This is a genomic window from Cedecea davisae DSM 4568 (genome assembly GCF_000412335.2).
Lineage (GTDB): Bacteria > Pseudomonadota > Gammaproteobacteria > Enterobacterales > Enterobacteriaceae > Cedecea > Cedecea davisae.
This window is the reverse complement of sequence record NZ_KE161030.1, coordinates 2068416-2090683: the sequence shown is the minus strand read 5'-3', so window position 1 is coordinate 2090683 and position 22268 is coordinate 2068416. Positions and strand designations below refer to the sequence as shown.

Annotated in this window: 18 protein-coding genes and 1 pseudogene; 10 read left to right on the top strand and 9 right to left on the bottom strand. The window is 53.2% G+C overall.

Features of this window, described 5'->3' with window-relative positions:
* The first annotated feature begins 130 nt into the window (after window positions 1-130).
* Window positions 131-1579 carry an L-asparagine permease gene (ansP, locus tag HMPREF0201_RS09685; protein ID WP_016536426.1) on the top strand — a complete coding sequence of 483 codons (1449 nt, stop codon included), beginning with the start codon at window positions 131-133 and terminating at the stop codon, window positions 1577-1579.
* Between the two features lie 44 nt (window positions 1580-1623).
* Here ansP and HMPREF0201_RS09680 read toward each other — a convergent pair whose 3' ends face one another.
* The 3 genes from HMPREF0201_RS09680 to HMPREF0201_RS09670 are packed head-to-tail and all read right to left on the bottom strand — an operon-like array spanning window position 1624 to window position 3435.
* Entirely contained in the window at window positions 1624-2280 is a 657-nt protein-coding gene (locus HMPREF0201_RS09680; RefSeq protein ID WP_016536425.1) for an anti-sigma factor, read from the bottom strand.
* Window positions 2277-2831, bottom strand: coding sequence for an RNA polymerase sigma factor (locus HMPREF0201_RS09675; protein WP_016536424.1), 555 nt, complete (start codon window positions 2829-2831; stop codon window positions 2277-2279). Before HMPREF0201_RS09675 ends, HMPREF0201_RS09680 begins: the two co-directional genes overlap by 4 nt.
* A 43-nt stretch (window positions 2832-2874) precedes the next feature.
* Window positions 2875-3435 (bottom strand): fasciclin domain-containing protein, encoded by a 561-nt coding sequence (locus HMPREF0201_RS09670; protein WP_016536423.1) that lies wholly within the window; start codon window positions 3433-3435, stop codon window positions 2875-2877.
* Between the two features lie 258 nt (window positions 3436-3693).
* Between HMPREF0201_RS09670 and pqqU the strand changes: the two genes are divergently transcribed.
* Entirely contained in the window at window positions 3694-5808 is a 2115-nt protein-coding gene (pqqU, locus tag HMPREF0201_RS09665) for a TonB-dependent receptor PqqU (RefSeq protein ID WP_039899292.1), read from the top strand.
* A 188-nt stretch (window positions 5809-5996) separates the two neighbouring features.
* Here pqqU and HMPREF0201_RS09660 read toward each other — a convergent pair whose 3' ends face one another.
* The 3 genes from HMPREF0201_RS09660 to HMPREF0201_RS09650 are packed head-to-tail and all read right to left on the bottom strand — an operon-like array spanning window position 5997 to window position 10301.
* Window positions 5997-8891, bottom strand: coding sequence for a putative adhesin (locus HMPREF0201_RS09660; RefSeq protein ID WP_016536420.1), 2895 nt, complete (start codon window positions 8889-8891; stop codon window positions 5997-5999).
* Between the two features lie 59 nt (window positions 8892-8950).
* Entirely contained in the window at window positions 8951-9526 is a 576-nt protein-coding gene (locus HMPREF0201_RS09655) for a PadR family transcriptional regulator (protein ID WP_115586248.1), read from the bottom strand.
* A gap of 10 nt (window positions 9527-9536) precedes the next feature.
* Window positions 9537-10301, bottom strand: coding sequence for a siderophore-interacting protein (locus tag HMPREF0201_RS09650; protein WP_016536418.1), 765 nt, complete (start codon window positions 10299-10301; stop codon window positions 9537-9539).
* 259 nt (window positions 10302-10560) lie between these two features.
* On the opposite strand from HMPREF0201_RS09650, the gene HMPREF0201_RS09645 reads away from it, so the two are divergent.
* Entirely contained in the window at window positions 10561-10782 is a 222-nt protein-coding gene (locus tag HMPREF0201_RS09645; protein WP_016536417.1) for an HP1242/YdcH family protein, read from the top strand.
* Between the two features lie 59 nt (window positions 10783-10841).
* On the opposite strand, the gene HMPREF0201_RS09640 is transcribed toward HMPREF0201_RS09645, so the two are convergent.
* Window positions 10842-12230 (bottom strand): SGNH/GDSL hydrolase family protein, encoded by a 1389-nt coding sequence (locus HMPREF0201_RS09640; RefSeq protein WP_016536416.1) that lies wholly within the window; start codon window positions 12228-12230, stop codon window positions 10842-10844.
* A gap of 156 nt (window positions 12231-12386) precedes the next feature.
* Complete coding sequence (locus HMPREF0201_RS09635) at window positions 12387-13589, bottom strand: NAD(P)/FAD-dependent oxidoreductase (protein ID WP_016536415.1); 1203 nt, start codon at window positions 13587-13589, stop codon at window positions 12387-12389.
* A 172-nt stretch (window positions 13590-13761) separates the two neighbouring features.
* On the opposite strand from HMPREF0201_RS09635, the gene HMPREF0201_RS09630 reads away from it, so the two are divergent.
* From HMPREF0201_RS09630 to HMPREF0201_RS09620, 3 genes and pseudogenes are all read left to right on the top strand, one after another.
* On the top strand, window positions 13762-14268 hold the full coding sequence (locus HMPREF0201_RS09630) for an RrF2 family transcriptional regulator (protein WP_016536413.1): 507 nt from the start codon (window positions 13762-13764) through the stop codon (window positions 14266-14268).
* A 278-nt stretch (window positions 14269-14546) separates the two neighbouring features.
* Window positions 14547-15506: pseudogene (locus HMPREF0201_RS09625) on the top strand (PLP-dependent cysteine synthase family protein); the annotation flags it as partial.
* 22 nt (window positions 15507-15528) lie between these two features.
* Complete coding sequence (locus tag HMPREF0201_RS09620; protein ID WP_039898223.1) at window positions 15529-16671, top strand: trans-sulfuration enzyme family protein; 1143 nt, start codon at window positions 15529-15531, stop codon at window positions 16669-16671.
* A gap of 130 nt (window positions 16672-16801) precedes the next feature.
* On the opposite strand, the gene HMPREF0201_RS09615 is transcribed toward HMPREF0201_RS09620, so the two are convergent.
* Window positions 16802-17458, bottom strand: coding sequence for a GntR family transcriptional regulator (locus HMPREF0201_RS09615; protein WP_016536409.1), 657 nt, complete (start codon window positions 17456-17458; stop codon window positions 16802-16804).
* Window positions 17459-17644: 186 nt separating this feature from the next.
* On the opposite strand from HMPREF0201_RS09615, the gene HMPREF0201_RS09610 reads away from it, so the two are divergent.
* Genes HMPREF0201_RS09610 through HMPREF0201_RS09595 form a run of 4 tightly spaced genes read left to right on the top strand, consistent with a single transcriptional unit; the run spans window position 17645 to window position 22234 of the window.
* Entirely contained in the window at window positions 17645-19138 is a 1494-nt protein-coding gene (locus HMPREF0201_RS09610) for an ABC transporter substrate-binding protein (protein WP_016536408.1), read from the top strand.
* The gene (locus HMPREF0201_RS09605; RefSeq protein ID WP_016536407.1) at window positions 19135-19995 is read left to right on the top strand and encodes an ABC transporter permease; all 861 of its coding nucleotides are present in this window, start codon (window positions 19135-19137) and stop codon (window positions 19993-19995) included. The genes HMPREF0201_RS09610 and HMPREF0201_RS09605 overlap by 4 nt, the downstream gene beginning before the upstream one ends.
* The gene (locus tag HMPREF0201_RS09600; protein WP_016536406.1) at window positions 19995-20909 is read left to right on the top strand and encodes an ABC transporter permease; all 915 of its coding nucleotides are present in this window, start codon (window positions 19995-19997) and stop codon (window positions 20907-20909) included. Before HMPREF0201_RS09605 ends, HMPREF0201_RS09600 begins: the two co-directional genes overlap by 1 nt.
* A complete protein-coding gene (locus HMPREF0201_RS09595) occupies window positions 20906-22234 on the top strand; it encodes a M20/M25/M40 family metallo-hydrolase (protein ID WP_016536405.1) in 1329 nt (442 codons plus the stop codon). The genes HMPREF0201_RS09600 and HMPREF0201_RS09595 overlap by 4 nt, the downstream gene beginning before the upstream one ends.
* Window positions 22235-22268: the final 34 nt, after the last annotated feature.

Sequence of the window (22268 nt, the reverse complement as noted above, 5' to 3'; positions counted from 1 at the left end):
AGTTTGTAATTTTGCTTCTCATTCAATTTTCTGCCAGGATTCCTCGCCCTCTTTTTCACGGCCTCCGCAGCCAGAATTAACGGGCGGAAAAGGACGGCGCTTTTTAACTCAAAGGCAGACAGGAATCTCAATGAAAACAAAGACTGAAGCGGAACACCGCGCCGCCAAAAGGCGTTGGTTAAATTCACAGGACTCAGGCTATCACCAGGCGATGGGCAACCGCCACGTACAGATGATTGCCATCGGCGGCGCTATCGGCACCGGCCTGTTCCTCGGCGCCGGCGCCCGCCTGCAGGCAGCCGGCCCCGCGCTGGCGTTGATCTATTTAGTTTGCGGTATCTTCTCTTTCTTCATTTTGCGTGCGCTGGGCGAGCTGGTTATTCACCGCCCGTCGAGCGGCAGCTTCGTCTCTTATACCCGTGAATTTCTCGGCGAAAAAGCGGCCTACGTTTGCGGCTGGATGTACTTCGTCAACTGGGCGATGACCGGCATCGTGGATATCACCGCCGTTGCGCTCTACATGCACTACTGGGGCGCGTTTGGCGATGTCCCACAGTGGATATTCGCCCTGGGTGCGCTGGCCGTGGTCGCCGCCATGAACATGATTGGCGTGAAGTGGTTCGCCGAAATGGAGTTCTGGTTTGCGCTAATCAAAGTGCTGGCGATTGTCGCCTTCCTGATTGTCGGCACCATCTTCCTCGGCACCGGCAAACCTATCGACGGCAACACTACCGGTTTCCACCTGATAACCGACAACGGCGGGCTGTTCCCGCACGGGCTGTTGCCTGCTCTGGTACTGGTACAGGGCGTGGTATTCGCTTTTGCCTCCATCGAGCTGGTAGGCACCGCCGCCGGGGAATGTAAAGACCCGAAAACCATGGTGCCCAAGGCAATTAACAGCGTTATCTGGCGTATCGGCCTGTTCTACGTGGGCTCGGTGGTGCTGCTGGTGCTGTTGCTGCCGTGGAATGCCTACCAGGCAGGCCAAAGCCCGTTTGTTACCTTCTTCTCGAAGCTTGGCGTGCCGTACATCGGCGACGTGATGAACATCGTGGTGCTGACGGCGGCGCTTTCCAGCCTGAACTCGGGGCTGTACTGCACCGGGCGTATTCTACGCTCTATGTCGATGGGCGGCTCCGCTCCGCAATTTATGTCGAAGATGAGCAAGAACCAGGTGCCGTATGCCGGTATTCTGGTAACCAGCGGCGTCTACGTTATTGGCGTATTCCTCAACTATCTGGTTCCTTCTCAGGTGTTCGAGATTGTGCTGAACGTCGCTTCGCTCGGCATTATCACTTCCTGGGCGTTTATCGTGCTGTGCCAGATTCGCCTGCGCAAAGCGATTAAAGAAGGGAAAGCGGAAGAAGTAAGCTTCAAGCTGCCGGGCGCACCGTTTACCTCATGGCTGACGCTGCTGTTCCTGCTTGGCGTCCTGGTGCTGATGGCGCTCGACTACCCGAACGGCACCTACACAATCGCGTCTATTCCGGTGCTGGGTGTGCTGCTGACTCTGGGCTGGTTCGGGGCGCGTAAGCGCGTGCATGAAGTGGCTGAGCAAGTTCACGATCACCACGAATAACCCGCCTCACCCCAATCCTCTCCCCGCCGGGAGAGGATTAATCGCTACAGCACTCCGCTATACACCACCGGCCCGGTTGGCTGACCCGTTGGCGAACCACCCTGCGGCTCAAGGCTAATGGCGATAGCCACCCCGCGTGACAACGTCACGCCTCCGTTGCTCACTTTACTCTGTGCTCTGCTATCCAGCAGACCCAGAGAAACCGGCTTCGCCCCCACCGGAATAGCCCACAGCTGTAGACTATTGTTGGCGGAAATCGCCGCCGTCTGGAGCGGCGTCAGGCTGAGGGTTTTACGTTCGCTGTCTGCACTAACCAGCCACTGCCCCTGCTGGTGCGCGCCGTTAAGCACCACCAGCGGAGCCAGTTCCGGCGCTTTGCTGCTGAAATAAGGCACCAGTGCCACGGCCGCAATACCGGCGGCCAGTGCCCAGCCGAGATAGTTCCAGCTCAAGCGTAAACGCTCATTGCTGCGCTCCGGCGGCAGGCTAAGCTGAATTTTCTTCCACACGCTTTCGGGCGGCTGCTGTGGGGCAAGATGGCTGTCCAGCCCGCCCAGCAGCGTCTGCCAGCGGCCCGTCACGGCGGCAAGCTCCGGCTCAAGCCGAAGGCGCTTTTCAAACCGTAAACGCGCATTGCCGCGCAGCGTGCCGAGGGCATATTCGGCGGCAAGGGCATTATCTCTTTTTTGGCTGCTGTTCATAGGCCGACACAATCCTTCAGATGATCCAGCGCCCTGCGGATCCAGCTTTTAACCGTGCCGAGCGGCTGTTGAAGCCAGTCGGCGATATCGCCGTGGGACATGCCCTGATAATAGGCCAGCACCACGCTTTGCCGTTGCTCACTGCTAAGCCCGTCGAGGCAGCCGCGCAGTCGGCTGGCCTGCTGTTCGTCGCACCAGCCGTTATCCTGCTGCTCTTCAACATCCGGCGTTTGATCGCTCAATTCATCTTCCTGATTTGCCGCGCGAGACTGCCCGCTGCGCAACCAGTCAATACAGCGGTTACGCACGATATGGGTAAGCCAGGTGACCGGAGAGCTTAACGCAGGGTCGTAACCTGAAGCCCGGTTCCATACCGTAAGGAATGCGTCATGCAGGCACTCTTCTGCCCAGGAGCGGCGCTGAACGGTACGCAGCGCCACGGCAAAAAGATGGGACGAAGTCTGACGATAAAGTTGCTCAAATGCGCGACGGTCGCCTTCCGCGACCGCCTGCATCAATTTTACCTGCTGTTCTACCAGAGTTTTATCCATAGAGTTCCCGACCGGGCAACAAGCCTGAATCGAGTATAGACACTCACTTCGGCATCAGTACGGTATCAATAACGTCGATTACGCCATTTTTCTGATTAACGTCATAAGTGCTGATATTGGCAATGTTTCCTTTGCCGTCTTTAAGCTGAATATTGTGCGGGCCGTTGCTCATAATCCACAGCGGCTGGCCGTTAACGGTTTTCAGTTCCGCGTGCCCGCCGCCCTGCTGAATTTTTTTCTCCAGCGCTTTCATGTCGTACCTTCCGGCAACGACGTGATAGGTAAGGATAGAAGTCAGCGTGGCTTTATTTTCAGGTTTTACGAGATTACTCACTGTTCCAGCCGGGAGTTTGGCAAACGCCGCATCGGTAGGTGCAAATACGGTAAACGGCCCTTTGCTCTCCAGAGTATCCACCAGGCCCGCCGCCTTAACTGCCGCAACCAGCGTGGTGTGGTCTTTGGAGTTCACGGCGTTTTCAACGATATTTTTTGAGGGATACATAGCCGCACCGCCGACCATGACTGAGTCATTATTCATCGCGGCAATGCTGATAGTGCTGAAAAAAGCGGAAGCACACACGGCAGAAGCAAAGTATTTGTTCATTTTGAATTCCTCAGTTGTAGGAGCAAAAGTTGCTCACAACTGGATATACGTTTGAGGTACTCCCGCCGGATGCAGCAATTTTAAAAAAAATTTTGCCCTCTTTTTCATCACTCGCAACCAATAGTTAACGTTACGTGCGCTAATAATTTTCAAAATTTACACACAACCACTAACATATACCCTTCCTGTCCAGAATAACTGGCGCCAGCCGCAAAACACTTCCTGATGAAAATAGCTCTGAAAAACAAGCCTCACAGAATGAAAACCGCGTTCCCACTTCTTTTAATCCCGGCTCTTACGCCCTGCTTTGCCCACGCCGCCGAAACGGCTAAAAGCGACGAAACCACCCTGCTGGTTACGGCAAAACCGGCTACCGTCTCAGAACTGGATACGCCAGCGGCGGTTAGCGTGGTAAATGGCGACGATATGCGCCTGGCTGCTCCGCGGATAAATCTTTCCGAAAGCCTTAGCAGCGTGCCGGGGCTACAGATACAAAATCGCCAGAACTATGCCCAGGACTTGCAGCTCTCGGTTCGCGGCTTTGGCTCGCGCTCGATGTACGGCGTGCGCGGAGTGCGCATGTATGTTGATGGTATTCCCGCAACCATGCCCGACGGACAGGGGCAAACTTCGAATATTGACCTGAACAGCGTGGAAAGCGTTGAAGTGCTGCGCGGGCCATTCTCTGCGCTTTACGGCAACGCTTCCGGCGGCGTGGTAAACGTTAAAACCCAAACCGGAACCCAGCCGCCAACCCTGGAAGCCAGCAGCTATTACGGCAGTTTCGGCAGCTGGCGCAACAGCGTGAAGGCGACTGGCTCCACCGGCGACGGCACCCACGCAGGAGACGTGGACTACGCGATTTCAGCTTCCAGGTTCACCACCCACGGCTATCGCGACCACAGCAGCGCCCAGAAAAATCTCGGCAATGCGAAATTAGGCGTTCGCCTGGATGACGCCAGCAAGCTGACTCTGATGTTTAACAGCGTGGATATCGATGCCAATGACCCGGGCGGCCTGACGGAGCAGGAATGGCGGGATAACCCGCGCCAGGCTCCGCGAGCAGATCAGTACAACACCCGCAAAACCACCAAACAGACTCAGGGCGGCCTTCGCTACGAGCGCCAGCTCAGCGAGCACGATGATTTAAGCGTGATGATGTACGCGGGCGTGCGGGAAACCACGCAATATCAGTCAATCCCGCTGGCTCCGCAGAAAAACCCGACCCACCCCGGCGGTGTTATTCAGCTCGCGAGGCACTATCAGGGGATTGATACGCGCTGGACGCACACCGGCGATCTGGGCGTGGTTCCGGTGACCTTCACCACCGGTCTGGACTATGAAACGATGACCGAAAAGCGCAAAGGCTACGAGAATTTTGTGGTTGAAAACGGCGCACCGGTATTCGGTGAAAAGGGTAATCTGCGCCGCAATGAGCGCAACCTGATGTGGAACCTCGATCCGTATCTGCAAACCGCATGGCAGTTAACCGACAAACTTAGCCTCGATGCGGGCGTGCGCTATAGCTCGGTCTATTTCGACTCAAACGACCATTACATCGTCGGTAAAAACGGGGATGACAGCGGCGACGCCAGCTACCATAAATGGCTGCCTGCGGCCTCGCTCAAATACGCGATAAACGACGGGTGGAATGTTTACACCTCAGCGGGGCGCGGCTTTGAAACGCCGACAATCAATGAACTCTCCTACCGCGATAACGGCGAATCCGGACTTAACTTTGGCCTCAAACCATCCACCAGTAACACCTTTGAAGTTGGCAGTAAAAATCGCATAGGCAACGGCCTCTTCACCGCGGCCCTGTTCCAGACCGATACCGATAACGAGATCGTTGTCGATCAAAGCAGCGGCGGTCGCACAACCTACAAAAATGCCGGAGAAACTCGCAGGCGCGGGCTTGAGCTGTCGCTTGACCAACAGTTTGGCTATGACTGGCGCATGAAGATGGCGTGGACTTACCTTGATGCGACGTACCGCAGTAACGCCTGCGGGGCGAGTGACTGTAACGGCAATCGCATGCCGGGCATCGCACGCAATATGGGCTATGCCTCTCTGGAATACGCCCCGGAAGAAGGCTGGTACGCCGGAGCAGATGTGCGCTATATGAGCGATATTCAGGCCGACGACCAGAACGATGCAAAAGCGCCAACTTATACTACCACCTCGCTGAATACCGGCTACAAATTACATGTGAAGCAAAACTGGCTGCTGGACGTCTGGGGCCGGGTAGATAATCTGTTTGATCGGGATTATGTTGGTTCGGTGATTGTAAACGAAGGAAACGGCCGCTATTTTGAACCGGCTCCGGGCCGTAATTATGGCGTGGGCGTTAACCTGAGCTATAGCTTCCAGTAATCATCTCCCCTTCGGCTAAACCCGGAGGGGCGATATAGAACAGGATTTTATGATGGATGCCCGTCTCAATATCTGGCGAGTCGGACATTCGTTTTGAGAAATCACGTTCACCTGCCGAGGGACTTTGACACGTCATCTATGCGGTTAGTAGCTTAACGCTGGCATTAAAAGAAGCGTCAGCGGAAGCTTTAAAAAGATCGGCACATATACAGATGAAGCGTTTTATCTTCATCAGACAGGGAAGATATATCGCGGAGTAAATTTTTCAATGTCACCTCACCATGATCTTTAACCTTTATTATACTTTTATTTGATTCAACTGCTAACCTGGCGTAATTAATTTGTGAATCATGATCAAAAATTATAGCGTAAGCCTCAATGTATTCACCTCCTTTTTTTGTTTCTACCGCATTAAATTTTCCATTCACTAAATCTTGCAAGTCATCAACATAGCCATGAAGAGGCCTCCCTTTCTCTGTATAGAATTTTAATTCGAGGTTATCAGGTATTTGACTGGCAAGATTAATATCCTGTGCAGCATGTGCTGCAAGATATACATCGCGGGACGTTTTTTTAGGAATGTACAGATCAAAGTTTTTGAACTCTATTTTATTTAGTTGTTTGTTTATATCACGGATCGAAATAGCATGAGTTTTAACCAGGTTGTTTTTGTTTTTATCATATTTCATAATCTGTGATTTTTCTGTTGCCATATCGGTGCCAATATACAACCCGGCATCTCCATTATATGTCAAAATGGACTGATCAAGGTATTCATCGATATTTTTTACACTACCATCCTCATCCCCATATATGCAGGAAAAGCGAATTTCATTTGGTGATCCAATAAGAACCACCCGTCTATCCTTACCCATAAATTCGACTGGATAATGTTCACCATTCAGCTTTATATAAAGACTACCATTATCTGTAATGTAAATATTCTTATGATTTGGAACAGAGTGAACGCCAAGTGCGGATATATCTATATTCGCTAGCTTTCTGGCATCAAATCTATCTGTAACCTTATTCCCATGCAAAAAGAACTCATCGCTTTTAAAATCAATAAATAAATTATCACCATTATTTTTTCTGATGCAATATAACTGCTCATATTTATAAACATTAACAAAGTTATTATCAATTTTAATATATCTATTTTCATCAGCATCATATCTTAACCCCTGATGGTCAGGGGCCGAAATTTTTCCCACGTCCGCTTTCGCAACAACAATTTCGGGATCAATTATTTTCTCTAAATCTTCAGATACATGAGCAGATGTTTTTCGCTCAAATAACCAGCGTTCACCATCCCACTCAATCCGATGGCCTTTTTTCTCAGGAAACGACCGGTCGTACACTTCATAATGGGAACCATGTCCCGGTGTTATCATTTCTTTAACTGGAACCAGTTCCCCGTTCATTTCAACATAACGCCCCCAGGGATAGCGATTGTAGTCACCTATTTGTTCCTGTACATATATATTACCTTTCCCGTAGTAGCTCTGATTATTGTTTTCTCTGCGGGTATAATAGAATCCCTTTTCTTTTTTTACTTTTATTTCTGTAATGGTGTTAATTTGTTTGTTGCTGAATACAGAGTGTTCATTGTGCGTGCTGAGGTGCCATGTCCGTGATAATGGTTCCATATAAACCGGAATAAATTCTTTCACCCCTGATTTTTTATTTACAACGATTTCATATTTGCCGACAGCATCCTGATGAAGTTCATAGTTTTCACCATGGAGTCTTACCTGTTGTTTTCCCTCACTTATTTCGACATTGAGAGCCGATGAGTCAAAACTATCCGCATAACGCCATGACATATTACTTTCATCAACAATAACTCGTCTCTCGAGTAATTCCGTGTTTACCGCATCAGGGTGATATGTGGTGAATTCATTTGTTTTATCAGTTGGTTTGAGATAAACCTTGCGTCCATTATCATTTATTGCTCCATTTCCCTGTTTCAGCTCCAGCAGAATTTCCTTTCTGATATCGGAGCGTGGGTTACGGGTATAAAAAGCGGCCCTCTCTTGTTCCGGCAAAGCATGGAAAAGTTCTGATGGTTTCACTTTTCCGGTACCTCCCCGCTGCGTATATGTCAGCCCGTCCACATCAAGAGATGTTGCCACTTCCGCAATAAATAATCTTCTGAATCGTTCTGCACAAATTTCATCCCCTTTGTTCTGATAATATTCCCGTCGTTTGGCGTTTGCTATAAGTCCCCCGAATAAGGGCATAATTCCCAGCGTAAGAATGCCGGCAACTATGTTAAGGCCATTTGCAGCGCCACGGGCTTCCGGAGAGGGGCCTCCATCAGTATCATCATATATCATGCGAAACGGATTTTCGGCCCTTTGGGCCTCGAATAAAAGCAGCTTTCCCTGGTTCTCCCCCCTTGCATTAAGTATGTCTTCTTCAAATGCGCAGTGTTCTTTTATATGTTCTCCAGTTCCAGGGTCAGACTCTTCGACCAGAGCCCGTCTCGTGCGGGTAGTGCCCGAACTATCATTATCAAGGCGGGCAACAACCATCGGCATGCCGGCGGCTTCCGACCTAAGCCACAGTTCAGCATCTCCGCTTTCATCTGCGGTCAGTTGCCCGTCAGAGACCCAATACTTTACCAGGCTGGAAATTAATTCGCTCTGCTTCCGATCGCCTGTAACAATATAGCCATCGCTTTTCAAATTCCGGAAGATATCTGCTGCCATGGTTGATTTTGTTTCAGCCAGCGGCACCGGCGATGCATTTGCTGCCGGAAATCTTAGTGGGTCAGCTGAAAACGGGATAGCATCAAGCCTTACCTGACTCAACAGCAACAACAGCGGTGCGGCTATGCCCTGCCGCGACGCTGTACCCTGGTATGATGGTCTGCTCAGCTCTTCGCAGGAATTGACTACTCTGTTGATGCTGCTTCCTACATTGCGTATTTCATCCGGAATGCCGGTGCGGTCCGGGTTTGTGCCCTGAGTCTTTAGTGTGGAATTTACCCTGAAATTATCGTGAAGTTTTTTCTGGTAAGCTCCGGTCGAAACTCTGTGCTGCGATGCAGATACCGGCATGATTAAGCCTTTTCCCATGTAAAAATAGCTTATCGCATATCAGCACCGGTATTACTTTCAGTTAATGGCTTTTGGACTCAACTGCGTTCTATATCTTTCGCCGCCTGGTCAAGGGTATCGACTATCTTGTACAGCGTTTCCTGCGACAAGCCTGCACTTCCCAACTTTGTATTCAGCGCCATTTTAAAGTTATGAATGGCGCGCTGCACTTCGGGCAGACGGCGGTTATCGCCAAGCACGCCCAGCGAGGCCAGCCGCCCCGTGACCGCCTCAAGCTCCTGAGACTGCTCTGCCAGAGACGTTTTCCCTTCATCTGTTAACACAAATGCTTTTTTGCCACTTTGCCCTTCGCCGGCAACAATCAGCCCCATCTCTTCCATCAGCGTCAGGTTCGGGTAGATGATGCCGGGGCTGGGAACATATTCTCCCTTTGCCAGTCCTTCAATGGATTTGATTAGCTCATAGCCGTGCGCCGGGCCACCGGAAAGTAAATGCAGGATCAGCAGACGAATATCGTTGGCGTCAAACAGGCGCTCACGGCGATGACGGGCGCGACCTTCCGGGTTGCTTTGCTCATGACGGCCGTGGCCGCCCCTTCCCCCGTGGCGTTCATGACGTTCGCATTTTTGCTGCATTAAATGATGAATTCGCATAGCCCGCTCCTTATTTACCGTGCCAGTAAGCGACGGTGCGCACCAGGTCTACATCCAGGCCGCGAACGTCCAGCAGATAGTCGCCCAGCTGTTTAGCCTGCTGGCCTTCGCCCACTATCCAGATGAAATAATCTTCAGCGGGGATCTCAAGCTCTTTCAGTAGCTCAACGATTTCATCATGCTTTAGAGCCTGTACCTGTGCGGAGGTGAACGCTTCAAGATAGCTGAGGCTTTCTGCTTTGTGGCAGTTGACCAGCACCAGCGGCCGCGCGTCAGCCGGGAGGGATTGCAGTCGGCGGCGCACCGCCGGAAGCCCACTTTCGTCGCAGATGTACAACTGCCAGCGATAATCGGTTGGGATAACCAGCGAACCGCGCGGCCCGCCAATAGTGAGCTTGTCGCCCGGCTTCGCGTCCCTAGCCCAGTTGCTGGCAACACCGTCTTCATGCAGATAGAAATCTATCGTCAGCTCCTGGCGTACCGCATCAAAGTCCAGCGGCGTATAGTCGCGGGATTGTGGACGCGGCCCGTCGCCCCAGACGATACCTTCGTCGGTGATTTGAGGTGGAGTAAAAGCGCTGTCCACCGCCGGGAAAAACACTTTGATATGGTCATCAAAGCCCCGGGAGGAAAAGTCGGCCAGCTGCGGGCCGCTGAACACAATACGGAAGAAGGTATTAGCGATAAAGTCTTTGCTTTTTACCGTCAACTCACGGAATTTGAGTTCATTTCGCACCCTAACAGGCACTTTTTTGCCGCTATTTTGTATCGTCATAGGTTATTCTCTTGAGGGTTAAGATATATCATAGACATATCTTAGAGCACAAAAATGACCCCGTCTTTAGCTTTTTACGGCATTATTTTTCGCTGATGAATGAGAATGCATGTCATTACACGCTGGAACAACCTGGATCGCAAATTGACAATTCGATGCTTTTTTAACCTTTCCTTTGCGGGCCTTCTGCTTCTACACTGAACTCTGGCATCTGCCAGTTTCATTCCATTCACCTACCATCCGACCAGGGAGGCCTGACATGTTTCCTGAGTACCGTGAATTGATTTCCCACCTGAAATCCGAAAACCCCCGCTTTCTCAGCCTGTTTGACAAGCACAACCGTCTCGATAGCGAAATTATGCGCAGGGAGGGTCCGCAAGGGACGGGATATAACGATGAAGTCGTGCAAATGAAGAAAGAAAAACTGAGGCTTAAAGACGAGCTTTATCAGATGTTGAAGCGGGCGAGCCAGCCTGCCTGACCGCCGGAACCTGAAACCGGAAAGACTAAGGAAGGGGCTTCCCCTTCCTTATTTGTTTATCAGATAACCACTCTTAATCTGCGCAACTCTGCCGCCATCCTGCTGGCACCGGTAAAGTTCAGATGATCGCCGTCCCGGAAATCCTCGGGCCGGAACGCCTGGTTTTCTGAAAGATCGATAAAACGCGAACCCGCACTCTCCAGCCCGGCAAAGCAGCGCCGATGGGTGGACTTCATCTCCTCATCAAGATGCTCCACGTAGGCCGGAGGGAAAGGCGGCGTCAGCCAGACTACCTGCTTTCCGCGCTGCTTCAGCTCAGTCGCCAATGCTGTTACCCGGAGCTCATTCTCATTCAGCGTTAAATGATGGCGAATCGATTTCGAATGTGAAACACCCCGCTGCTGAGCAGCCTGCTGTTGCTGCTCAACAGGCAGATAATCGGTGCTGGCAAATATCGCCCGGGAGTTGTCGCACACCTGGTCGCGCGCGCTTAAATCCTCTAACCCGTCTATTTTCACTCCCTGAGCGGGAGACGGCATCGCCAGGCGGCTGAATACCAGGCAGCCGTCCATTGCCGACTCGCTGACTTCCTTTATCTGATAATGGCTGTTCAGCTGGCTCCAGACATGGATTATCTGCTGATTGAAGTCATCTTTGCTTTTTAATAAATCGCAGTAGAGGTCAAAAAAGCCGAGGCAGTACACAAAATTCTCAATATGGGGAAAGCGGTCAAGAATATGGCGGGTCAGCTGCTGCGCCTGCTTAAGGCCAAGGCTGTGGGTAGAGATATTAACGCTGTGCTCAAGGAGCGTTTCAGGGAAGCCATAGAAGCTATAAGAATTACCGATAATCGCCGTTTTTACCTGCGGATTAGCCAAATCACAATAGGGTTTCGCCAGCAAATGCGTGAGGCTCCCGGCATCGGGGCTTGCCGGAATAAAATTATCAATCAACAGGTCAAAAAAGGAGAGACAGGCAATAGCCTGGGAGTGTTCAACGGCCAGGGCCAGCTTGAGCCCCTGGGGATCGTAAATGACAAATGGCGCTACGCTACCGGCAATCTTCGCGTAAAAATCGTCAATTTCCTGCCTGTTGGTCTCTGCCGCACTGAGGAAGTAAAGATTATTAATCACCGGCGTGCTGAAACGAGCGCCCAGGAATTGCAGATGATTCAAATCGCCAAAATAAAAGACCTCGATACCGTTACGGGTCATTGCGCTAATCCAGTACAGGTATAGTGCGAGGTAAAGCTGGTTCGGCTGCAATTCTATTCCGTCCAGCCAGTCGCCTAGGGTATTTATTAGCGTCAGCGTTGTTTCGGCATCATCCAGTAATTGCTGATGCGAGAAAAGATAATCAGCCAGGTAACGAGGTAAATCAGGGTTCAGGGGCGCGCTTTCAAAATCCATCAGGAACTGCTGAATCTGTTTTAGAAAGTTATTTTCCATGAGGTTTTTTTAGTAATAGTAAGAAGTTATTTACTGATACTAGCACCCCAAAACCCCGGCAAACGGACGATAACCGCCCATCTGACCACCCTTTCTCTCAGGATTAGCGTTTAATTTAGGGCAGCCCGATTTTGCAGGCTACCCCAGCGCTGTCGCTTAAACGAAAGGTGCCAACGGGTCAGCCGTTTCAAACGCAATTTTTCTGTCGGCTACCGGAGGGTAAATCAGCTCTTGGGTGATTGAGAGCTTAATTTTCTTGGCCTCTTCGCGGACGTGCTTCACTTCCTGCTCCCAGCCTTCGGTGAACACCGCTCCCCAGTTGCCAAGATCGAGACAGGTGACGTAATTAATCTGGCGATAAGGCAGAGGCGCAACGTTGAGCAAGTCTGCCGCCACGTTGTAACCGACGAAGCGGCCAAGCATTATTGCGTGCTGGCAGGTCATCAGCGCCAGGTTACCTTTATCATCGGTTGCCGCCCTGGCTACATCGCCGGTTGCAAAGATTCCCGGCTGCCCTTCGACTTTAAGAAATTCGTCTACATGCAGCCGCCCTTGCTTATCGCGCGGGGCTTTAATCTGCTCCGTCAGCGGGCTTGCCTGTACGCCAGCGGTTAAAATAACCGTGCTCGACTGAATTCGCTCCCCGTCGGCGAGGACAAGACCTTCGGCATCCACTTCACGCACTTCAGCGCTAAGACGCCATTCTACGCCCAACTCCTCGCTGGCGGTGGCGATAACTTCACGCAATTCGCTGCTGTAGCGGCCGCCAATCTTATCGCCCCGCTCGACCACAATGACGCGGACTGCGGCATCGGCTCCAAGGATGCTGTGCAGCCTGGCCGGCAGTTCAGTTGCCATTTCAATGCCGGTGAAACCGCCGCCGCAAACGACAACCGTATTACGCGCTTCGCTGTCCGGCCGCTGTGCCAGAGCGGAAATATGTTGCTCAAGGCGCAGCGCGCTCTCCAGTTGATCGAGATCGAAAGCGTGTTCCGCCGCCCCGCTAATCAGGTCGCGTTTGAGGTTGCTGCCGGTAGCCAGTACCAGGCGGTCGTACTGGCGCGGAGTGCTATTCCCCTGCTCATCACGGTACCACACACAATGATTTTCGCTGTCTATACGCTGGGCTTCTCCTTTAACGAACGTCACGCCGGTCACGTCAAACAGCGGCTGCAACGGAGCAACCAGCGAGGCAACCTGGGTTTCATAAAAACGTGGGCGAACCCGCAGCTCCGGCTGGGGTGCAAGCACGGTAATCTCAATATCTTCACGCTGGTGCATTGCCGCCAGGCGCGCTGCGCTCAGGGCCGCCCACATACCGGCAAAACCGGCGCCAAGAATCAGGATCTTCTGTTGCATTGCTCTACTCCAATAAAGGCCCTCGATGGCCAACGACTGCGACTATACTTGTCGCAGTTAACTACGACAAGATCTTTCGTAGTTAATTTTATATACCGACACTTCACGCCTGCGGATTGCATCCCGGGCGTAAAATCCCTACATTACCTGGATTAAATCAGTCGGAGGCAGCATGGCGTTTTACAGTTCGGGCGTGGAGTACGGCATTCACAGTCTGATATGCATGGTGGACAGCAAAGGCGAAGGCCGCGAAATGAGCGTGCGTGAAATTGCCGAGCTGCAGGGCGTGCCGTACGACTATCTTGGCAAAATTTTTACCCGGCTTTCTAAAGGTGGCCTGGTAGTCAGCAGCGAAGGTAAAGGCGGAGGTTTTAGCCTCGCCCGGCCTGCGGACCAGATTAGCGTGCTGGATATTGTCGAAGCCATCGACGGTGAAAAGAGCATTTTCGACTGCAAAGAAATTCGCCAGCGGCTCGCCATTTTCGACGAACCTGCGCCCAAATGGGCCTGCGAAGGTATTTGCGGCGTGCGCGCCGTCATGAACATTGCCCAGCAGCGTATGGAAGAAGCGCTGGCCCAGCACACCGTTTTGGATCTTGCCCGCCGCATGTATCGCAAAGCGCCGGATGAGTTCGTTGTAGAGGTTCAGGAGTGGATCCGGGACCGCCGCAGCAACTAGTTATTCCGATGCTTTCCCGTTAGTACAATTTCGCAAATACTAAGCCAGCCCGCGCATAACAGGCTGGCTTTTTTGTCTATAAAACGAGCCGGATCCTGCAAAAAACGTATCTTTTAGCCATCCCCCATTCTGGACATCCAAACGGCTTTCCCTCCCTACCGCCAAACCAGCAGATTATATTACTTTCAGTTCTAAACATCGGGTTTATGTTCTTTAGATGGGGCAATTGGCCGCCCTATCATTCCATACATGAACACTTTTCATGTTGCGAGAGAACCATGATTGCCGACTCTGTACTTGACCTGATAGGCCACACTCCGCTGCTGCGGCTGAACCACCTTGATACCGGCTGCTGCGAGCTGCTGCTGAAGCTGGAAAACCAAAATCCCGGCGGCTCAATTAAAGACCGCGTTGCGCTATCGATGATTGAGCAGGCTGAACGCAGCGGCAAATTGCGGCCAGGCGGCACAATAATCGAAGCAACAGCCGGTAATACAGGGCTGGGCCTGGCGCTGATCGCCACGCAAAAAGGCTACCCGCTGATTCTGGTGGTGCCAGACAAAATGAGCCAGGAGAAGATTTTCCATCTTCAGGCGCTGGGCGTTGATGTACGCCTGACCCGCTCCGACGTCACCAAAGGCCACCCGGACTACTACCAGGACTACGCCCTCAGGCTGGCGGCTGATATTCCCGGTAGCTTCTACATCGACCAGTTTTCCAACCCGGCAAACCCGCTGGCACATGCCCGGGGTACGGGACCTGAACTTTGGCAGCAGGCCGAAGGAAAAATCGACGCCATTGTGGTAGGCGTTGGCTCCGGCGGTACGCTTGGCGGGCTACAGCAATTTTTCCACCAGCATTCGCCAGATACCGAGTTTGTCCTCGCCGATCCGTGCGGTTCGATCCTTGCCGACGTAGTTGAACACGGTAGCTACGGCGAAGTGGGAAGCTGGCTGGTTGAGGGCATAGGCGAAGATTTTGTTCCCGAACTGGCGGACTTTAAGAGCGTGCGGCATGCCTACCGCATCAGCGACCGCGAAGCCTTTGCCACCGCACGCAACCTTCTGACTCACGAAGGGGTACTGGCTGGCTCTTCGACCGGCACCCTGCTCGCCGCCGCCCTTCGTTACTGTCAGGCGCAAACCTCACCGAAGCGCGTGGTCACTTTCGCCTGCGACAGCGGCAATAAATACCTGTCGAAAATGTTTAACGATCAATGGCTCAGCCAGCAAAACCTGGCATGAATACAAAGGAAATATGATGACTAAGTTTGCCACCCAAAGCGTACACAGCGGAACTTTTGAGGATGCACACGGCGCGGTAATGCCACCGATCTACGCCACATCCACCTTCGAGCAGCCCGCCCCCGGCCAGCACACCGGCTTTGAATATTCACGCAGCGGCAACCCAACGCGCCAGGCGCTGGAAACCGCGATTGCCGAGCTGGAAGGCGGCAAACAGGGGTATGCCTTTGCTTCCGGCCTGGCGGCTATCTCCACTGTGCTCGAAATTCTGGACAGCGGCAGCCACATTATCGCCGTTGATGACGTTTATGGCGGAACATGGCGACTGATTGAAAACGTGCGCAAGCGCAGCGCTTCTCTCCAGGTTAGCTGGGTAAAACCGGACGATCTCGAAGCGTTAGAGGCGGCCATTCGCCCGGAAACTCGCATGATCTGGGTCGAAACCCCGACCAACCCGCTGCTTAAGCTGGCCGATCTCGCGGCCATTGCGGATATTGCCAAACGCCACCGCCTGATTAGCGTGGCCGATAATACTTTTGCCTCTCCTGCATTGCAGCGCCCGCTGGAAAGCGGGTTTGATATCGTGGTGCATTCGGCAACCAAATACCTGAACGGTCATTCTGACGTTGTTGCCGGGCTGGCGGTAGTGGGGAATAACGAGGATCTCGCTCAGCAGCTGGGCTATTTGCAGAATGCGGTTGGCGGCGTGCTTGATCCGTTCAGCAGCTTCCTTACTCTGCGCGGTATACGTACCCTGGCGCTGCGCATGGAACGCCATAGCACCAATGCCCTACAGCTGGCTAAATGGCTGGAAGCGCACCCGGCGGTGGAAAAAGTTTATTTTCCGTGGCTGGAAAGCCACCCGCAGCACAGCCTGGCGCGCCGGCAAATGTCCCAGCCTGGCGGCATGATCTCTATTGTGGTTCACGGCGGCGAGCAGCGTGCGGCAGAGGTGATTAAGAAACTTAAGTGGTTTACCCTGGCCGAAAGCCTCGGCGGCGTGGAAAGCCTGGTCAGCCAGCCTTTCACCATGACGCACGCGTCCATTCCTCTTGAGCAACGTTTAGCCAATGGTATCGTGCCGCAGCTGATTCGTTTATCTGTGGGTATTGAAGATGCCGATGATTTGCAGGCCGACCTGGCGCAGGCGCTGAGCTGAAGTTAAATACTGGCAATAAATATTGCCAGTAATATAAGAAATGGCCTTTTGTTTGCGTTAGCTGGAAAAATTCAGTGCAACAAAAGGCCATTTATTTATCGGGCCTGAATAAAATAACGCTGTGTGTTATTTAGCCAAAATACTGGCGACGTAAAATATCCGCGCCATCATCAATTGCTTTATGAATTGCCTTCACGCTGCGGGCTTCATCTTTCTCAGCTAAAGCCTCGAGCAAGTCATCATAATTATGATGACCCTGGCTCATTACTTCCGACTGCGGGTAGAGATAATTGAAACAAGGGCCAATACGCACCCACAACTGTTCAATTAAGACGGTCAGAGTCGGCATATCCGCATAGTCAAAGAGCTGGAAACGGAACTCTCTGTTTGCCTGTAGGGCGGCTTCAACGCTTTCCTGTTTTGCCTGAAGAAATGCATCGCACAGCTGCTGTAAGCGGGCAAGTTTGCTTTGATCCATATGCCGTGCAGCCTGTTCTACCGCCATTCCTTCCAGGTTCTTCCGGATGACGGTTATTTCATGATAACGGCCAAGCGAAATTTCAGGGACCAAAAAAGCCTGAGCCGGGGTCGCATCCAGCGCCCCCGAAGAGACAAGTCGAAGCAGAGCCTCACGCACCGGCGTAATGCTGGTTCCAAGCTGCTCCGCAATCTCTTTGGTGACTAATCTGGCTCCGGGTTTTAGCGTTCCCACGATTAATGCACCCTTTAACCTTGCTTCAACCTGCATGGTTAAACTCATTCTTTGCGCTTTTTCTAAGTCAAGCATGTTTATTTCCTATAGCAAAATAACTACTTTGTATTTGCAGTTTAATAACTGGCTTGTCGTCCATGGAGTATATAGGATATATCATGTACTCTTGCTACTTAATTTATACTGCCATGCGATTAAGCCTGAAAAAACATTCGATACTCATCAATAATTTAGACGGTAACGTATAGGGATAGACCAAAAATGAAAGCATCCGGTCGTAAACTTGCAGCTCTGGCTGTATTAATAAGTCTGGTAACCCCCTTCAGCTACGCCAGTGAATTAGTCATTGCTCAACCTGCTTCCGCCACCGCAATGGATCCCGGCTTCCTGAAAGAGGCCGCCACTCTGGTGGATAATATTTTCGACACTCTGGTGCTGCGTGATAAAAACATGCAACTCCAGCCAGGACTTGCGACATCCTGGAAAGCTCTGGATGACACAACCTGGCAGTTCGATTTGCGTCCTGGCGTCAGTTTTACTAACGGTGAGCCGGTCAACGCAGCTGCGGTAAAATTTTCAATCGATCGTATTCTTGATCCGGCCAACCATGCGCCGACCATCTCCTATATTCGCACCATCAAATCCGTAGAGGTCACCGGCGAATACCAGGTTCGTATCCATACCGACGGCCCGGATCCTCTTCTACCCACTCGTATGAGCCGCTATCCAACCTATATCGTGCCACCGGCCTATGTAAGTAAAGTCGGTGCCGCAGAGTTTGCACGCAAACCTATTGGTAGTGGCGCATATACATTAACAGAATTTATACCAGATGAGCGTGTAGTTATGCAGTCTAACCCACATTACTGGCGCGGGAAACCAGTAATTGATCGGGTGACATGGCGGCCTATTCCTGAAGCGACCGCTCGCATTACTTCCTTGCTAACCGGGGAAGTTCAGCTGGTTGATAGTGTCCCTGCGGACCTTGTTTCTGCCCTAAAAAACAAACCAGGTGTTCATCTTGAGCAGGTAAAAGGTGGTGGGTTAACCATTTACCTCGGCCTCAAGAATAGTGAGAAACCTTTAAGTGATGCACGCGTACGCCAGGCGCTTTCGCTGGCATTAAACCGCCAGGCTTACACCAGCCAGCTCTTGCACGGTTTTGGCACTCCGACCGGCACCATGGCGGGCGCTAAAGATTTCGGCTATCTCAATGTTCCGGCCACGCAGCAGGACGTAGCTAAGGCTAAAGAGCTGCTGAAAGAAGCCGGTTATCCGAATGGGTTTACGTTGAAATTCCAGGCGCCACGTCGCTATATTGCCAGCGCAGAAGTGGCTCAGGCCATCGTTCAGGACCTGGCCGCTATCGGCGTGAAGGCGCAGCTTGAGGTGCCTGAATGGTCGGTTTACACCCAGCAGGTGGCTTCCGGTAAGCAGGCGGAAATGTACATGCTGGCCTGGGGTTCAACCCAGACCCTGGACGCCGACGCCGCGCTGTATCCCATTCTGCACTCCGGCGAACCGTACTCCACGGTGAGCAACCCGGAACTGGATAAACTGCTGAACGCCAGCCGCTCCACGGTTGATGCAAAAAAACGCGAGCTTATTCTGCAAGATATCCAGAAAGTCGTCGCCAAAGAGCAGCCGCTTATCCCGCTGTATCGCGAAGATTCGCTGTATGCCAACAGCGATAATCTCACCTTTACCGGGCGTGCCGATGCGCGTATTCCGCTGTACGACCTGAGGCTGAAATGATTTTCCCCCAACGCGCCCTTGCCCGCCGCCCTCGCCGCCTGATTTCGGGCGACGGGGCGCTGGGGGGCTTATTGTTAGGCATAGTGATTTTGCTGGCGCTGGTGGCCCCGTGGCTACCGCTGCCCGACCCGCTCACCAATAACCTGGCGGATATTTTCCTGCCGCCGGGTAGCGAAACGGCAAGCGGTATGCACTGGCTTGGCACCGATCAACTCGGGCGCGATTTGCTGTCAAGAATATTGGCGGGTACCCGCCTTTCCCTGACGGTAGTGTTACTGGCGGCGGCTATTGCCGCCGTTATTGGCACTCTGCTTGGCATGCTGGCGGGCTACGTTGGCGGCTGGCTTGATGCCGTCATCATGCGCCTGATGGATATTCAGCTGGCGGTGCCGTTTATTCTGCTCATCCTGCTGGTGATGGCGTTATTTGGCACCTCGCTGGAAAACATCATTCTGATTATGGGCGTCACCAGTTGGGCGATTTATGCCCGCGTGGCCCGCGCTAAAACCCTCGAGATCCGCGAACTTGAATACATTGAGGCGGTCAGGGCGATGGGCTTCTCCACGCCGCGCATCCTGCTGCGCCATATCCTGCCTAACCTGGCCACGCCGCTGATAGTGCTGCTGACGCTGGATATCCCGCGCCTCATCGTGCTGGAGGCCTCAATCGGCTTCCTCGGCATGGGGATTCAGCCGCCCACGCCAACGCTCGGCAACCTGATTGGCGAAGGCCGTTCGTATATGCTGCTGGCCGAATGGCTGGTGCTGTGGCCGGGGCTGATTATTGCCGCACTGGTTGTCGGCTGCAATTTGCTCGGCGACAGCCTGCTGCGTAAAACCCACACGAGGCTCGACTGATGCTGCGCTATATTCTTTCTCGCTTCGCTCAGGCCGTGCTGGTGATGTTTGGCGTGTCGCTGCTGATTTTTTACAGCCTGCACCTGACGGGCGACCCAGCCGCGGTAATGATGCCTCCGGGTTCGTCAAATGAAGAAATTGAAACCTTCCGCCATGCTATGGGCTTCGACCGCCCGCTGCTTTGGCAGTACGGCCATTATCTGAATAGCCTGCTACACGGCGACCTCGGCCTGTCTCTGCGCTATGAACAACCGGTTACCGACCTTATTGCCCAGCGCGTTCCCGCCACATTGCTGCTTGCCGTTTCCGCCCTTGCCTGGAGCACGCTTATCGGCCTGCTGCTTGGGGTAATAAGCGCGGTATGGCGCAACAGCTTTTGGGACTTACTTGCCCGCCTGTTGGCCTTCAGCGGCCAGGCGGTACCGGTCTTCTGGCTCGGCCTGCTGATGATCCTCTATTTCAGCCTGCATCTGCGCTGGCTGCCCTCCAGCGGCTACGGCAGCTTCAGCCACTTGATAATGCCCGCCATTAGCCTTGGGGCCTACTATATGAGCGCCATCGCCCGCCTGGTGCGCGCCAGCCTGATAGACGTTCTGGCCCAGGATTATATCCGCACCGCGCAGGCCAAGGGCCTGAGTTCATGGCGCATTCTTATCCGCCATGGCTTACGCAATGCGCTTATCCCGGTGGTGACCGTGCAGGGCATGTATTTTGCCTCGCTGCTCGGCGGCGCGCTGGTCACCGAAATTATCTTCGCCTGGCCGGGTATTGGCCGCCTGGCGGTGCAAGCCATCCAGAACCGCGATTTCCCGCTGGTACAGGCTATTGTCCTGCTCGCCGCGCTGGTATTTGTGATGATGAATTTAGTGATTGATTTACTGTACGTGGTGCTGAACCCGAGGATCCGGCTATGAGTCAATTAGAGGCAACGCTGGATCTGCTGCGCCAGATAACGCCATTTGAAAGCGTGGCCGGAAACATAGGCCGGCAGCGCGAACTGGCCGCCTGGCTGGAGCGCTGGCTGGTTGAAGAAACCGATGCCGAAGTGCTGTTCCCGGTAGCCGGACAGCTTCAGGATAGCGCCCCGCCTCTGGTTCATGTCCGGGTCGATATCGGTTCGCCGCGCACGCTGGTGCTGTACAACATGTACGACGTGATGCCTGCGGATACCGCGGGTTGGGAAGTTGATCCTTTTGTTGGCGGCCTGAAACACTGGCCGGACAAAGGCGAGGTATTTATTTCCCGCGGCGCTGAAAATAACAAAGGCCCGCTGGCGGGCATGCTTATGGTAGTGCGCGACCTCTATCACTCGGGACGGCTGCACGCCAACATCGAAATACTGCTCGAAGGTGAAGAAGAGATCGGCAGCGGCAACCTGCGCCGCTATCTTGCGCAGCAGCCTTGCCCGATTAACCCCGCCGAAGCCGTGCTATTTCCCTCACTTTGCGAATACGGCGGGGGCGCACCTCGTCTCTATCTCGGCTTTACCGGCCGCAGCGGCGGACGCCTGCAAGTAAAAGGGGGAAGCTGGGGCGGCCCGAAGGCGGCCATACACGCCAGCAATGCCGCCTGGATAGATAATCCGGTCTGGCGGCTGGTGCAGGCTCTGAATACCCTCGCGCCCGCCCACGCTAACGGCGTGCTCGAAACCGGCAAACTTGATGAAGAAGCCCGTTCAATTCTCGACGAGCTTGCGGCCAATTTTAATCCTGACGACGAGCTAACCTTTCGCCGCAGCGAAAAATTCTCGATTGAAGGAGACAGCTACAGCCGCCTGGCTTATCTGCTTGGTAGCGCGGTACTGAACATTTCTGAAATAGCCAGCCTGCCGCACGGCGCGCAGGGCGTTATACCCCCGGAAGCCTTTGCCGACCTGGTGCTAAGAACGCCGCCTGTAGTTGACGGCGAAAAACTTATGCACCGCATTGAGCAGCAGGTCGCCGCGCTTTCAGGAGTGGAACTGGTGCCCGGCGACAGTTACCCCGGTTACCGCTTTAGCCTCGACGATCCCGGCGTAGCTGAGCTTATGGTCAGCTATCACCAGCAACACGCCAGGCCGCAAATTTGGCCGTGGGCGCCGGGCTGCGCCCCCGCCTACGCTTTCGCTCCCGTTGCCCCCGCTTTTTTAATAGGCGGGCTTGGCTACGGCGGCAACGCTCACGGGGTGAACGAATTCGTTACGCTTCGGGGGCTTCAGCGCTTCCAGCAGTCGCTTAACGACTGGCTTGTCGCTTTTTAACGACCTCCGGCATCAGGGAACCAGACAGGATAAT